12 protein-coding genes and 2 tRNA genes are annotated in these 13982 nt (G+C 33.8%); 3 read left to right on the top strand and 11 right to left on the bottom strand.

Annotated elements, in window-relative coordinates:
• Positions 1-79: 79 nt before the first annotated feature.
• The 3 genes from guaA to AC5YC8_RS11005 all read right to left on the bottom strand — a co-directional run bounded on the left by guaA (position 80) and on the right by AC5YC8_RS11005 (position 2702).
• On the bottom strand, positions 80-1648 hold the full coding sequence (gene guaA / locus AC5YC8_RS11015; RefSeq protein WP_496164558.1) for a glutamine-hydrolyzing GMP synthase: 1569 nt from the start codon (positions 1646-1648) through the stop codon (positions 80-82).
• A 141-nt stretch (positions 1649-1789) separates the two neighbouring features.
• Entirely contained in the window at positions 1790-2155 is a 366-nt protein-coding gene (locus AC5YC8_RS11010; RefSeq protein ID WP_496118830.1) for a NirD/YgiW/YdeI family stress tolerance protein, read from the bottom strand.
• Between the two features lie 130 nt (positions 2156-2285).
• Positions 2286-2702 carry a DoxX family protein gene (locus AC5YC8_RS11005; protein WP_496118828.1) on the bottom strand — a complete coding sequence of 139 codons (417 nt, stop codon included), beginning with the start codon at positions 2700-2702 and terminating at the stop codon, positions 2286-2288.
• Between the two features lie 194 nt (positions 2703-2896).
• Here AC5YC8_RS11005 and AC5YC8_RS11000 point away from each other — a divergent pair, with 194 nt between their 5' ends.
• The gene (locus tag AC5YC8_RS11000; RefSeq protein WP_496118928.1) at positions 2897-3535 is read left to right on the top strand and encodes a DedA family protein; all 639 of its coding nucleotides are present in this window, start codon (positions 2897-2899) and stop codon (positions 3533-3535) included.
• Here the strand turns inward: AC5YC8_RS11000 and AC5YC8_RS10995 are convergent.
• The 5 genes from AC5YC8_RS10995 to AC5YC8_RS10975 form a co-directional block, all read right to left on the bottom strand.
• Complete coding sequence (locus tag AC5YC8_RS10995; protein ID WP_496118826.1) at positions 3532-4122, bottom strand: LysE family translocator; 591 nt, start codon at positions 4120-4122, stop codon at positions 3532-3534. The two genes, AC5YC8_RS11000 and AC5YC8_RS10995, sit on opposite strands and share 4 nt — an antisense overlap.
• 213 nt (positions 4123-4335) lie before the next feature.
• Positions 4336-4725, bottom strand: coding sequence for a hypothetical protein (locus AC5YC8_RS10990; RefSeq protein WP_496164557.1), 390 nt, complete (start codon positions 4723-4725; stop codon positions 4336-4338).
• 4 nt (positions 4726-4729) lie between these two features.
• Positions 4730-5572, bottom strand: coding sequence for a ParA family protein (locus AC5YC8_RS10985; RefSeq protein ID WP_496164556.1), 843 nt, complete (start codon positions 5570-5572; stop codon positions 4730-4732).
• Between the two features lie 81 nt (positions 5573-5653).
• The gene (locus AC5YC8_RS10980) at positions 5654-6043 is read right to left on the bottom strand and encodes a SirB2 family protein (RefSeq protein ID WP_496118820.1); all 390 of its coding nucleotides are present in this window, start codon (positions 6041-6043) and stop codon (positions 5654-5656) included.
• Between the two features lie 14 nt (positions 6044-6057).
• Positions 6058-6369, bottom strand: coding sequence for a BolA family protein (locus AC5YC8_RS10975; RefSeq protein ID WP_496164555.1), 312 nt, complete (start codon positions 6367-6369; stop codon positions 6058-6060).
• Positions 6370-6602: 233 nt separating this feature from the next.
• On the opposite strand from AC5YC8_RS10975, the gene AC5YC8_RS10970 reads away from it, so the two are divergent.
• Positions 6603-6675, top strand: a tRNA-Gly gene (locus tag AC5YC8_RS10970).
• 48 nt (positions 6676-6723) lie between these two features.
• A tRNA-Gly gene (locus AC5YC8_RS10965) sits at positions 6724-6799 on the top strand.
• A 147-nt stretch (positions 6800-6946) separates the two neighbouring features.
• On the opposite strand, the gene AC5YC8_RS10960 is transcribed toward AC5YC8_RS10965, so the two are convergent.
• The 3 genes from AC5YC8_RS10960 to AC5YC8_RS10950 all read right to left on the bottom strand — a co-directional run bounded on the left by AC5YC8_RS10960 (position 6947) and on the right by AC5YC8_RS10950 (position 13980).
• A complete protein-coding gene (locus tag AC5YC8_RS10960) occupies positions 6947-8128 on the bottom strand; it encodes a capsule polysaccharide biogenesis protein (RefSeq protein WP_496164554.1) in 1182 nt (393 codons plus the stop codon).
• A 62-nt stretch (positions 8129-8190) separates the two neighbouring features.
• The gene (locus AC5YC8_RS10955; RefSeq protein ID WP_496164553.1) at positions 8191-10200 is read right to left on the bottom strand and encodes a capsule polysaccharide biogenesis protein; all 2010 of its coding nucleotides are present in this window, start codon (positions 10198-10200) and stop codon (positions 8191-8193) included.
• A gap of 24 nt (positions 10201-10224) precedes the next feature.
• Positions 10225-13980 carry a CDP-glycerol glycerophosphotransferase family protein gene (locus AC5YC8_RS10950; RefSeq protein ID WP_496164552.1) on the bottom strand — a complete coding sequence of 1252 codons (3756 nt, stop codon included), beginning with the start codon at positions 13978-13980 and terminating at the stop codon, positions 10225-10227.
• Between the last annotated feature and the right edge of the window lie 2 nt (positions 13981-13982).

Below are 13982 nucleotides of genomic sequence, written 5' to 3'. Positions count from 1 at the left end.
TCGTGAAATCCCGGTCTGCCGCGAGCATAGCTCTTGGCATAAAATCGGCTAAAAGCTATCGCTTTTAGAATCCCCGATTTTACTCCCATTCAATTGTTGCTGGTGGCTTAGACGATACGTCATAAACAACACGAGAAACATCAGCAATTTCATTCATGATACGAGTAGAAATCTTATCTACTAAGTCGTATGGAAGGTGCGCAAAACGAGCTGTCATGAAGTCAACAGTTTCAACTGCACGAAGTGCAATAACCCATGCATAACGACGACCATCACCTACCACACCAACTGATTTAACAGGTTGGAATACAGCAAATGCTTGAGCAGTTTTGTCATACCAACCGCTTGCACGAAGTTCTTGCATGAAGATGTCATCTGCTAAACGTAAAATGTCAGCATATTCTTTTTTCACTTCACCTAAAATACGAACACCTAAACCCGGACCTGGGAATGGATGACGGTAAAGCATTTCAAATGGAAGACCTAAAGTTGTACCTAAACGGCGTACTTCGTCTTTGAACAAATCGCGGATTGGTTCAACCAATTCAAACGCTAAATCTTCTGGTAAACCACCCACGTTGTGGTGTGATTTAATTACGTGTGCTTTACCATTCTTAGTTGCAGCAGATTCGATTACGTCAGGGTAAATCGTACCTTGAGCAAGGAAGTTTACGCCATCAAGCTTACGTGCTTCTTCAGCAAATACTTCAATAAACTCACGACCAATGATTTTACGTTTTTTCTCAGGATCAACTTCGCCTTTAAGCGCAGTTAAGAAACGCTCTTCAGCATCGGCACGAATCACGCGAATACCCATGTTTTTCGCAAACATGTCCATCACTTGCTCGCCTTCGTTCAAACGAAGTAAACCGTTATCTACGAATACGCAAGTCAATTGATCGCCAATGGCACGGTGTAAAAGTGCAGCGACTACAGATGAATCTACACCACCTGAAAGACCTAATAATACTTTTTGATCGCCAATTTGCGCGCGAAGTTGTTCAACACGTAAATCGATGATGTTTTCAGAGTTCCACAAGTTACGGCAACCACAAATACCGTGAACAAAGTTAGAAAGTAATTCAGCACCTTTTGCAGTGTGCGTTACTTCTGGATGAAACTGAATACCGTAGAAGCGACGTGCCTCATCAGATACCATTGCAAATGGGCAACTTGGCGTACTTGCAGTAACTTGGAATCCTTCAGGAATTGCAGTTACTTTATCGCCGTGGCTCATCCACACTTTTAATTGATTTGCGCTATCTTCTAAATCACCAATCAATTTATCACGTACTTGGATATCGACTTCTGCATAACCAAATTCATGTACATCACCTGGCTCTACTTTACCGCCAAGCTGTTGTGACATGGTTTGTAAACCATAGCAGATACCAAGTACAGGCACGCCTAAGTTGAATACAACTTCAGGGGCACGTGGACTACCAGCTTCATAAACACTTTCTGGACCACCTGAAAGAATGATCCCGTTTGGGTTAAATGCACGAATATCTTCTTCAGACATATCAAATGCGTACATTTCTGAATAAACACCAGCTTCACGTACACGACGTGCAATAAGCTGGCTATATTGAGAACCGAAATCCAAGATAAGGATACGATCTTCAGTAATTTGGGTATTGGTAGTCATGGCAAACAACTATAGCAGGCAACGAATATAAGCGCGATATTCTAACATTTTTAAAGCAACTACGCACACTATTCGGACAAGCTAAATAAAAAGGTATTTTTCAAACATATATAATGAAAAATACCTCAACTATTTCATACTTTAAGGGGTAATTTTCTCTAAATGTACCACTTCGATATCTGTTGGTTTATAGCGATGTGTATCTACCTCACCGACTACTTTCACTTTATCGCCGACTTTAATGGGTGTTACTCTTGAAATATCATCATCAATTTCTAATAAAATTGTACCTGTAGCATCTTTAAGTTCAAACGTTTCAGCATCAATTTTTTTAACCAATGTTCCTGTTAAAGTTACAGCAGTCTCATCTGCTAATTTTTTAGCTTGAATCACTTGAACATGATTATTTGCAGCCTCTTGGATAATCACATGATCATCTTTTCCAGCCCAAGCATTTACAGTCATAACCAAAGTCGTTGCAATAACAACTAAACCTAACTTTTTCATATAATTTTGCTCTTCTTAAAGTGTTAAGTATATTATTTAATCAAATTACACCTTTGAAGTACGCTGACTTATTGTAACTTTGCAATAAAAAGGTCTTAACAAGTAAAACCTTTTTTCACGACTCTTATCATTATTTTTCAATTAAATGATCAATACTTAGTTTTCCCGCACCTTGTAACACTACAAAGAATAAGCCACCCGCAATAGATAGGTTCTTCATAAAGTTAATAGCATCTTCTGCACCACCATGAAATATAAATGCAGTCATTAAACTAAATAAAGCTAAACCTAAAGCAACTAAGCGTGCTTGAAAACCGAATAAAATTGCAAGACCACCTCCAAGCTCAATCAGAATAGTTAATGGCAATAAAGCTGAGGGAACACCCATTGCCTCCATATATCCTGCTGTTGCTTCATAACCTGAAATTTTCCCATACCCTGCAACAATAAATATATATGCAACCAAAATACGAGCAATCAAAGAAATACCTGTATTTATTTGTATTTTATTGACAATATTTTTAACAACAATATTTGGATTAATCATTTTAAAACCTATTTTTAGATCATTTATGAAGATATATCCATTTTATTCATTAATAAATTTAGTATAAATATGAAAAACAACACCTATCGTCTCAAATAAAGAACGATATTAAAGGAAATATTTATTTTTTTAATGCTGACTTTCCATACTGTGGCTGTTAGGATTTGGATACATTTTTCAGTGTTTTACCCCCAATGGATCTCATTAGTTTTATCTTACACGTAGACGACCATCTACTAGAATTCATTACCAATTATGGGGTATGGATTTACGCTATTTTGTTTCTTATTATTTTTGTAGAAACAGGTTTTGTGGTAATGCCTTTTTTACCAGGCGATAGTTTATTGTTTGCAGCAGGCGCACTTGCAGCGTCTACAGGAGCAATGGATCCATGGATTCTCATTCCGCTACTTTTTGTTGCTGCAGTATTGGGTGACACACTCAATTACCATATTGGTAAATATATTGGACCACGTGTCTTTGAAATTGAGTCCCGCTTTATTAATAAAAAGCATTTAGTCGCAACGCAAAAATTCTTTGAAAAACATGGTGGGAAAACCATTATTTTTGCACGTTTTGTGCCTTTTGCACGTACTTTTGCACCCTTTGTAGCTGGTGCAAGTCATATGAATTACAAATACTTTTTAAGCTATAACGTCATTGGCGGATTCTTCTGGATTTCATCTTTTGTAGTTTTAGGCTACTTATTTGGCAATATGCCAATTGTTAAAGATAATTTTACCCACCTTATTTTCGGTATTATTATTATTAGTGTATTACCTGGCATTATTGGCTTAATTAAACAAAAATTTTTTAAAGTAAAAACCAACTAAAAAAATCTTGCTATAACAGGTAGCATGCACACAACAAGCAATAAAGCCGATCCTTTGTAAAATTGATCGGCTTTTATTCTATTTAACTGCCCAGATAAAATTGCTCGACCAAACGACATCCAAAACATTGCCGTAGGTACAAGCACCAAACAGAATACAGCATAAACTGAAATACAATTGGTCACACTACTCCACGTTTCTGTCGGGAAAATACCCGCTGCAAAAAGTAATGCTTTTGGATTTTTTAATGTTGCGAAAAACAATTGGCGAGGATGAATAGAAGTATGACGCTGATTATGTTGCTCTAAATATGAAAGCTTCCATAACCGAAAGGCAAGCCATAAAACATATATCGCACTAAAGAAATGTAGAATAGGAATAAGATGTGGCCACATTGGCGAGCATAAATGAATAAACAATGCCCACAAACTAATAGCATACAAATAGCCCAATAATTGTGTTGGAATAAAAAGACTCGTTTTTGCTATACCTTGCTGATGTGCCGAACTTGCCAACAATGCATTGGTCGGTCCTGGAATCATCAATACTGCAATTACGGCTAAAACAAAAAGCCAACTCTCAATCATCTATGCACATTTTCAACTACTATTAAGATGCACACATTAAACGAAAGTTATGAAAAATAACAAGATATTGACTTTTTAAAAATAAAAACTGAATAGGTCATTTTAAATAAACAATTACACAAGTATATGTTTTTATTATTTTATTTATGAAACATTTGCTAATATTTTCACTCTGTTATTTGTCGAAAACTTAATAACAGAGTGAAATTTCAATTAAGAAGTGGCTTTATTTTTCACAATAATTGGACAAGCTTTAAATCGAGCCGACTGAACAATTGCTTCTTGCTGTCCAAGCAATTTAGAAATTTCAGTTTTTTTCGTGTTTGAAGATTGCCCCATGTTCACTGAAATACTTGGACCAAAGCCCCAGCCTCCACGCCCCCATCCACCACCTAAGCCAACTCCAACGCCCATTCCTGTGCGTTTTTCAGGTTGTACACCATTGTCTAAATGTTGTTGAATTCGATTATATTCGGCCTGAAGTTGTTGACAGTTTAAAGCTTGATATTGTGTAGGCGAAACATACGTCGGTTTAGCCGTTGTAGCACATGCACCTAAAAATAAAGTGGTACTAGCAAGTAAAAAAAGCGGGAGCACTTTCATTTTCTTATCTCAAATGTTGTTCTAGCTCATTGAACAATAATTCATAGGCTTGCGTCAATTTATGTTCAGTTGCTAAATGAATCAGCGGTAAATTTTTATGATGAGATTCTTTCATAATAACTGATGGCGGTAACATACTCGATAAAACAGGCAACCCTTCATCTATTAGTTGCTGGACAACCTCACGTGGCAATTTTGCTTGATGTTGATATTGGTTTACCACAATACCTTCAATTGCAAGCCGATCATTATGATCGTCTTGAGTTTCTAAAATATTTTCAATTAAGGTATATAAAGCACGTTTTGAAAAAACATCGCAATCAAAAGGAATCAGTACTCGATCTGCTGCAATAAGTGCAGACAATGTAAAAAAGTTAAATGCAGGTGGCGTATCTATAAAAATTCGGTCGTAATAACCTTCCAATTGTTGTAATGCATCTCTTAGTTTATAAATTTTATGTTTTGATTCTAAGGCATGTGCCAAAGCACCTAAATTAGGGCTTGCAGGAATAACATCTAAATTTTTAAACGGTGATTGATGAACAAATGCATCTAAACCTTTTGACCTATTTTTGAGGATGCTACCTAAAGTATTGCCAATAAGTCCTTTGCTTTGATTTGCACCCAAGACTTCTTCAAAATAATTTTCTATATTGGGTTCTAATGCAGGCTTCTCTGTAGAATAAGTTGCATCATCACCAAGCAAATATTGGCTAGAATTGGCTTGAGGGTCTAAATCTATAACTAGTGTTTTAAAGCCTTGATGTGCGCTTATTGCCGCTAAATTCACAGCAATACTTGATTTCCCAACACCACCTTTTTGGTTAAAAATAACTCTTGTTAGCATATTCACTCCCCCAACTTATTTTTATGTCATGCATGTAGTTTAACCTACATGCATTTTGACCAAGAAGAAAGTGTCTAACAATTATCCAAATACAGGTTTTACCAAAACAAGACCATAAATTGCAATAAAAGAAACCAATGCAATGACCCATCCTGCTTTACGCTGAATCAGTAAAATTGAGTCATCTTTTTTATATGCTTTAATTAATGAAGATAACATCACTAAGAAAAGAATGACTTTGGCGTAAAACCATGTCTCAACTTGAAAGTTTTTTAGCATTAATAAAGCAAAACCTGTTACCACTACGATGGTTAAAGATGAATGCTGAACAGCAACAAATAATTTTCTTAAAGATTGACTAGGTTGATTGTCTTGAACACCTTTAAATAAGGTCGTTGCACGTAAAACAATAATTATAAAAAGCAATGCAACACCAACAAGATGTATTGATGCAATAAGTGTAGGATTCATCTTTATTGCCTCAATTATGATGTTTTGGGTGCATGAGCGCATTCAGGGCTTGACGTGTCTTGACCTTTCCACTCATCGGCAATAAATGCATGAATCGCAAGTGCGTGAATATTTCCTGCACCCAAAAGTTCACCTACAGTTGCATAAACTTTTTGGTGGCGCTGAACTAAACGTAAGCCTCTAAAACTTTCACTCACAATAACAACTTTAAAGTGAGATTCTTTGCCTGGGAAATACCCACCATGACCTGAAGATTCATTTACAATTTCTAAATAGCTAGGTGCTAATATTTGTAAACGCTCATTAAGTTGTTGTTCCAAGCTCATCTTCACTTTTCCAATAATTCAAATATCGTCTTCTTTGAGTATAGCCTGTTATTGCTTTTCAATAAAAATTTAATAGTACAGCCTACAAATACAAAACAATGACTATAATTTTGCATATTTTTTCTACTTAAAAGTCCAACTAACCATAAAAATGGTTTTTATTTATGCAAATGATTCAAGTTTTTGAATAAAAATGTTGACCCTATTTTTGCATACTGTATTATACACGGCATGCGGGAATAGCTCAGTTGGTAGAGCATAACCTTGCCAAGGTTGGGGTCGGGAGTTCGAGTCTCCTTTCCCGCTCAAAATTTTTTCATTTAGTTTTTTCATTTAAAAAACCGAATAGACTCCGCGGGAATAGCTCAGTTGGTAGAGCATAACCTTGCCAAGGTTGGGGTCGGGAGTTCGAGTCTCCTTTCCCGCTCCAGATTCTAAAAAGCCCTCATCGAAAGATGAGGGCTTTTTTTATTGACCAATATTTATCTGAAAAATAAATTCGTTTTACTTTCCCATCATTAAAACTTAATTTTTAATACAGAACTTAAAATGAAATATAGATAGTTCACATTGATGATTAACCAACTAACTTTTCATAAATATCAATTTTATCCTTGTACACACGGTGTTGTTTCATCCAAGGAGAATCTCCATAAAAACTACCATTCAATTGCGAATAAGAAATTAACTCCTGCCTAAACTTATTAAAATAAACAGAATCTACCGCACCAGGATGTTGCCAAAAATAAGCCAATTTATGCTGATTGGTCAATTCAGGTAAGTTATATAAAGCATTTCCTAAAACCTTAACAGGCACATCATGATATAAAGCCTGAATACCCGTCGTACTATTGACCGTCACAAATCCAACACTATTTTTGAGCAAAGTTGGCAAGTGAATATCACAAAAATAATGCACTCGCCCTTTAATTCCATATTGATGAGCAAGTCTTTCTATTTCACGGCCGTAATGACGATAGCCTCGATCCATTGGATGATGTTTCAAAACCAAATGATGATATTTATTTGCATGTTGAGCAAAGTTTTTTATTACTACTTCTATATATTTTTTTACACATCTTAAATCACTATGGGTTCTTATCTGAAAATCGTTATGTACCTGCAAAGCAAATACAAAATATTCAAACTTGTGCTGCTCTATAAAACGATCAAATGCTGTCTTCTCCAGTAAAGCATTTTTCAGCCTACGCACACCCGACCAACACCAATAATAAACCTCTTTCCATATACTCATTAAACGATGATGCTTATATTGAGGATACTTCAATGTATGAAACCACATAAAGGAATAATAAAGAATTGCACACCACACCATTTTCTTGAATGATGTTTTGACATCTAATATCTCTTTCTGTTTTAAGGTAGAAGCCTCATGATTTAATTTAAGATGTACTAGAAAATTAGAATAAAAATTAACGCCATTTTCCTCAAAGGTCACATAGTTTGGTCGAATATAACCTTCTTCAAAAGCAAAGAACCTTATCCCTTTTTTTACAGACATTTTTTTTGCAACTTGATGATAGTAACGGCAATCTCCAAAGCATACGATTGCATCAACATCATGATTTTCTATAAAATTTTCCACCCAAAATGAAAAATCCTCAGGTGCACCTGTATAAGAAAAACTCAAGTCGATATCCTTAGAAAAAAAGGCATCTCCACCATTAAAATTCACTTTAAAACTTTGAATTCCTTGATCATTTAACCACTTAGAAAACTTAGAGAAAAAACCACCCAAAGGACCCTGTAAAAGCAAAACTTTTTTTGAAAGTAATAAATGATCTATATGAACCGACATAATTATTTAAATCCAATCTTAGTAAAGCTAAATATTTTTGTTATAAGAACATTATAAAAAGATGCTTTTTTTAAAGGGTTTTCTAACTGTTTCTTTATATGGTGAATAACATCTTCAGGACGTACCAATGGAATTTTAGATACTTGCGTATTAATCAAATTATAAGAAGCATATTCAACCAAAGTGATATAAACCAAAGTCTCTAAATCGATTTTTTTTGTTCTTCTTTGGCATGAATATAAATCATTGGTTAAGCCCCATCCTGCATAAAATGGAAGCCCATAACAATGTACAGGAATGCCCCTAATTAAAGCTTCAAAACCACTTAAAGAGGTGATGGTATGAAGCTCATCACAAATGTCAAAACACTGTAAAATTGAAGCATTCACCTCAACTTGATTTGCATATTCAAGTAAATCGTCTGTCTGAACTTCTCCCGCCCTCAATCCGGCCTGCACATCTGGATGTGGCTTATAAATAATGAAACTATTTGGATTATTTTCACGCACTTTCTGCAACAATGCCAAGTTGGTTTTTATACCCACACCACCCAGCTGAATTGACATATCATCTTCAACTTGCCCGACCACCAATAAGATATGCGGGTTTGCAGGTCGATCCATTTTTTGCAAATGACCGACATTGTATTTCGATATATTTAAATCAATAAGTAAACGAATTAACCTTTGAGCTCTTAATCTTTGCTCATCATTCAAGTTCGAATTTTGCAATAGATTTTCTAAACGTGATGGCTGCGTTGCATCATAATAAATACCCACATCATCAAACACTAAAGAGCAAGGTTTTATCAACTTGGCTCCTAAACCAACTGAACGTATAAAACCATCTTCCACTGTCGTTATATTTTTATAATTGAGTGCTTTTAATTTCTTTGCCTTCTTTCCCCAAGCAATCACATTGGCACTTGGAAGGGGTTTTAAATAACGGTTAAACCTTAGATCCAGCTTTGGAAAGCCCAAAAAAGCGTTAATAAATTGCTTTTTCCAAGAACTAAAACCATAAGCAATATATGAAGAATCTAGTCGTTTTTGTTTTCCTATATTAGGAATAAGAAGCTGAATAATATCTTCTAACTCACATTTCTGCGCTGTAATCGGATTCACATAACATGCATATTTAAAATATGCACACGCAAACAAATGCTCTAAGCTTTTTTGCTGATTGCGCCGTCCATTTAGGACTTTTAATGGTGCATAGGTATCATTTGTTAAGCCCCATCCTGCATACCAAGGCACACCAAAACAATGAACTTTTTTACCGCACATTAAAGCTTCAAAACCCATTTGTGAACTCACAACATAAACATCATCAACTTGTTTAAGTAGCTCAATTGGATTAATTTTTCCTGTAATAAGTTTAATATTTGGATGATTTAAATCTTGTTTTGAAAAATGCGCCTTCGCTTTTCCTGCAATAACATCAGGATGGGTTTTTACCCAAATTGTTGCATCAGGATGATCATGACAAGCATGCTTCAACATGATTTGAAATGTGCTTTCTTCTGCACCTGAATATTTAATTGATTGATCACCATACGTTTGATCGACCACTAATATATTTTTAACGTGACAAGTAAATTGTACTGAATTTATCTGACTAAATTTTTGATTATATTTCGTAATTCCATACTGAATAATTTGGTGAATTGCTTGATTCGCACGTCTATTTATTTCAGTACTTTCAGGTTCTAAAATAAGGTTTTCTAATTTCGACTCAATGGTGGAATCGAAATAAATTCCAACGCTATCGACAGCTAATGATAAAGGAGGACATCCTTCTTTACCTAAACCTAATGAACGAATAAAACCATCTTCTAAACAAATAGCTTTAAGCCCATGCTTTTGTGCATAGACTTGTGCCGTGAAGAAGCTCTTTTTACGCCCCCAACCATAGCTAGAAAATAACTCTAATTTTTCATTGCTAGAATCTCCATCTAGTTTAAAAAAATCATAGTATTTTTTAGCTACAGCCGATCCATAAAAGTTCATCATGAAACCAAATTACTCACGATTGACCTAAACCAAGAAAAGAGATTGTGATAACACGTTAAATCTATCCTTAGTTCCTTGCTGCTTTTCAGGGAAAATTGCATACATCCGCTTTAAGCAACTCATTGCTTTTTCTTTATCATCCATTTGTATATAAAGTTCTAAAGCCAATAACCAATATTCGTGCGTATAATCTGCTATTGGCTCAAGCAGCAATGAATATGCCTCCTCTATTTCTCCTAGGCGATAATATGCAAGTACAATAAAATAATAAGAATGTTGAGAATAAGCTAAAGAATGCTCTTTATAGAAATGAATTAGCTCTTTCCAATTTTTTTGCCCCCCTAAAACTTGAACAATATATTCTTTAAAGGTAGGTTCATTTTGATATAAATAAACACATTCATATAATTTATCTATTAAGTTTTTACCATTATTTTTAGCAAATAAATCAGAGATATAAGCTTTAAGCATATCTAAATCAAAATAAAATAAGCCTTCATTTTCTTCAGCCAATACAAAGCCTTTAAGTGCCTCATTTCTATCGCCTTGTTGGCTTAGCAAAAGAGATTTCTGCAAAATAAAATCGGTCTTTCTTGAATTGAGAGTTTTAATAACTTTCAAATCTATTTGTACTGCATGTTTACCTGACATAAGCTGTAGTAAGGCAAGATCATCTTTAGTATAGAACTCAATTGATATTCCGCTCTGCTCAACTAATAATTGAAGACTTTCAAGGTCAACAGCTAAACTCTCCCAATCTTCCTTGAGATAATCAATATAACAATGAGACAGGCTAATTTCATATTCTGAAAGGTTCGATGCATTACTTTTCAGGTAATCTAAGGCCTTAGCTTCCAATTTATTTAAATTAAACAAACTACTTATGCGTAACGTAAAATATTCATCCTCAATAATGTCAGACCCAATATGATTGAGCACCTCTACCCATTGAGACTGATTGACCAATAATTGAACTTTATAATAATCATGATGATATTTCGTAAGAAGTTCCTCTAAAGCATCCCAATCCTTTAAGTTCACATAACTTTCCGCGAGCTTTGAATAAACACTTTGTGTATCACTGTCACTTAAATCAGGGTGAAATAAAATATTTTCAGCACGTTCTCGAACAAGTGCGTAGTTTTTCAATTCATATGCTTGGCTCAGGAATGTCTGTGCAATCTCAAGATTTTCACAATCATCTTCATGATCTAATGCCACAATGGCGTTATAGACACGTTCACAACAACGCCCATCTTTAAACTTAAACGTATCCTGCATACGTGTTAAATATTCACTGCATGGCAAACCATTATTTTGTAAAATTTTCTCTAAAGCCTGTTCTACTTGCCCAACCTCTTCAACAACAGGCCCAAAGCCATCACGCTCATATTCAAAATAACCTTTTTGATAAGTATGATCACCTGAAAAAATAGTATCTTTATCAAATTGGAAATAAATAATAGGTTTTTCCAAATAAGCCATTTCAAAAGCTACAGAGGAATAGTCAGTAATTAAAATACTTGAGTTTTTAAACAATTTTTGAATACTTTCAGACTGATCAGACATCACCCAAGTATTCATATAATTCGGAATTTTAAACTGATCTAAATAGGGAATAATATTCATGTGTGGTGCAAATAAAACTTTATATTGATATTTTTCAACTAAGTTTTTTAAATACTCAGAATGTATAAATTCATACCAATAAATAGCATATTCAGTTTGCATAAAATTATCATTAATTTCACGCTCATCACCATTTCCTTTAACCTCCCCTACAATATTGCTACGCCATGTCGGCATAATTAAAATGGTTTTTTCGTCATAGCTACCTAGTAAAGCATCATGTCTAGGAAAACCAGTCAAAATCACCTCTTTGGGAGTTAACTTATAGTAATTATTATTTAATGCTATTGAGTCGTATTCTGGCTGTGTTGCTGTAACAAGGCATCTTAAGCTTCTTTTAACATTGAACCATGATGATAGGTCATCTTTAGTAATACCGTGCTGTAAGAACACTACCTTTTTACTGTACTCATAAAAATCACCAAAGTAATTTTCAACATAACCATTTAAATGACTGCTAATAATTTTTGAACAATGCTTTAACTTCTGTTCAAACTCTAGACTCTCGAAATCTAATAAATTAAAACCTTCTTGCTCTAATCTGAGCCAATCAGGCGATGATTTACTTATTGCAAAATAAATATCGCTTTTTAAATCATTATCTTTAATATAACGATATAAATGTTCTGCATTATCATCCGCCTTGCAATCACGATCCATTAAGATCCAGGAACCATTACTTTCATAACTTAAAGAATATGAAAATCTTTCATAAATGGTATTTAGTGAAATTCCTTTCTGATATTGCTTCCCAAAAAGAGAGAGCCTTACATTTTTATTATTTATATAAATTTCAAGATTATCACTTAAACTTTCATAGCTCAGCCAAGCTCTATTTTCATTAACAAATGTATTACCCACAAATGTATTATTTGTTGATTTATAAAACTTTGGAAGAATATCTTTACCATTTATTTTATAACTAATATCAACAGGAAGTGTTGTAAAAAAACTGATTAGAATTTGCTTATTTTCCCGATCAATATTTTCTATATAGGCAATCTGGAAGCTAGGTTCTTCTTTCTTAAAATATCCAAGCATACCTACTTTCTGCTTAAACCAAATACCTGCCAGATTAAATGACATAATGGTTTCAATATCGATAAATTGAAAAATTTTAAATAATAACTTAAGAAAATTTTCTCTTTGCTGAGAAGTTAAAAACTCGGTTTTAGAATTCGTATTTAATAGATAGTTTATATACCAAGTCATGTCATAGAGTACCGTTCTTTGTATATGTAACGGAACATGACCAAGCTTCTTTTGATAAGAAATAAGCATATCGAGATGCCCATATTTTAAAACATTATCAAATTTACCTAAATGAGACCAAGATTTATCTAAAGTAGAAGTACTGTCTGAACGTTTCCGATAATAATAAATAGAGTCTTTTAAAAATGTAGCATGTCCATCTACAGCTAACATATAATCTGCAATAAATTTACCATCTTCAAAAACAGGCTTAACTTCAGGGTTAAATCTCAGTTTATGTTTTCTAATTTCAGACATACGAAATACGGATGTGGCTGCCGATAAATTCATATTTTTTTCAAGTTTTTTAATATCAAAATTTACAGTTTTTTCATAAAAACGATAACGTAATGGATGAGTGTCTTTCTTAATATTTTGATCTTCAAAATAGAAAACCATATTAGTAACTAGCATTTTAATTTTATTATTTTTTTGAAGTGCAAGATCAATATTTTTAACGTAATTGGGATGGAAAAAATCATCTGGATCTGTAAATAAAATCCAATCCGTTTTTACATAATCTAAACCTAAATTACGTGCAGAGGACTGACCTCCATTTTCTTTATAAACATACTTAATATTTCTTGGATATCTTTTTTCCCATTTTTTAATAATATCTGCTGAACGATCCGTAGACCCATCATCCACACAAACAATATAAACTGAATCTTTAAAACTAATAGATTGATTTATAATACTTTCAAAATAATCATTTAAATACTTATCCACATTACAAACTGCACTTACAATTGTAAACTTATTTTCAGTTTTTTGTTTTACAGGTACTAACTTATGAACTGTCTTTTCAATTTTTTCTTTTTTATTTAAAATAAGATCTTTAAAGAATAGGTTAGGATCTCTTTTTAGTTTATTTAATTTACTTTTATTTAGCTTAAACACGA

The sequence above is a fragment of the Acinetobacter sp. FY731 genome, from assembly GCF_059515905.1.
Note: the sequence above shows the minus strand (reverse complement) of the source record. Positions and strands in the feature narration are given on the sequence as shown.

What these genes read in the sequence shown, in the direction of transcription:
- guaA (WP_496164558.1), bottom strand. Translation starts at nt 1,648, where the DNA reads ATGACTACCAATACCCAAATTACTGAAGATCGTATCCTTATCTTGGAT.
- AC5YC8_RS11010 (WP_496118830.1), bottom strand. Translation starts at nt 2,155, where the DNA reads ATGAAAAAGTTAGGTTTAGTTGTTATTGCAACGACTTTGGTTATGACT.
- AC5YC8_RS11005 (WP_496118828.1), bottom strand. Translation starts at nt 2,702, where the DNA reads ATGATTAATCCAAATATTGTTGTTAAAAATATTGTCAATAAAATACAA.
- AC5YC8_RS11000 (WP_496118928.1), top strand. Translation starts at nt 2,897, where the DNA reads ATGGATCTCATTAGTTTTATCTTACACGTAGACGACCATCTACTAGAA.
- AC5YC8_RS10995 (WP_496118826.1), bottom strand. Translation starts at nt 4,122, where the DNA reads ATGATTGAGAGTTGGCTTTTTGTTTTAGCCGTAATTGCAGTATTGATG.
- AC5YC8_RS10990 (WP_496164557.1), bottom strand. Translation starts at nt 4,725, where the DNA reads ATGAAAGTGCTCCCGCTTTTTTTACTTGCTAGTACCACTTTATTTTTA.
- AC5YC8_RS10985 (WP_496164556.1), bottom strand. Translation starts at nt 5,572, where the DNA reads ATGCTAACAAGAGTTATTTTTAACCAAAAAGGTGGTGTTGGGAAATCA.
- AC5YC8_RS10980 (WP_496118820.1), bottom strand. Translation starts at nt 6,043, where the DNA reads ATGAATCCTACACTTATTGCATCAATACATCTTGTTGGTGTTGCATTG.
- AC5YC8_RS10975 (WP_496164555.1), bottom strand. Translation starts at nt 6,369, where the DNA reads ATGAGCTTGGAACAACAACTTAATGAGCGTTTACAAATATTAGCACCT.
- AC5YC8_RS10955 (WP_496164553.1), bottom strand. Translation starts at nt 10,200, where the DNA reads ATGATGAACTTTTATGGATCGGCTGTAGCTAAAAAATACTATGATTTT.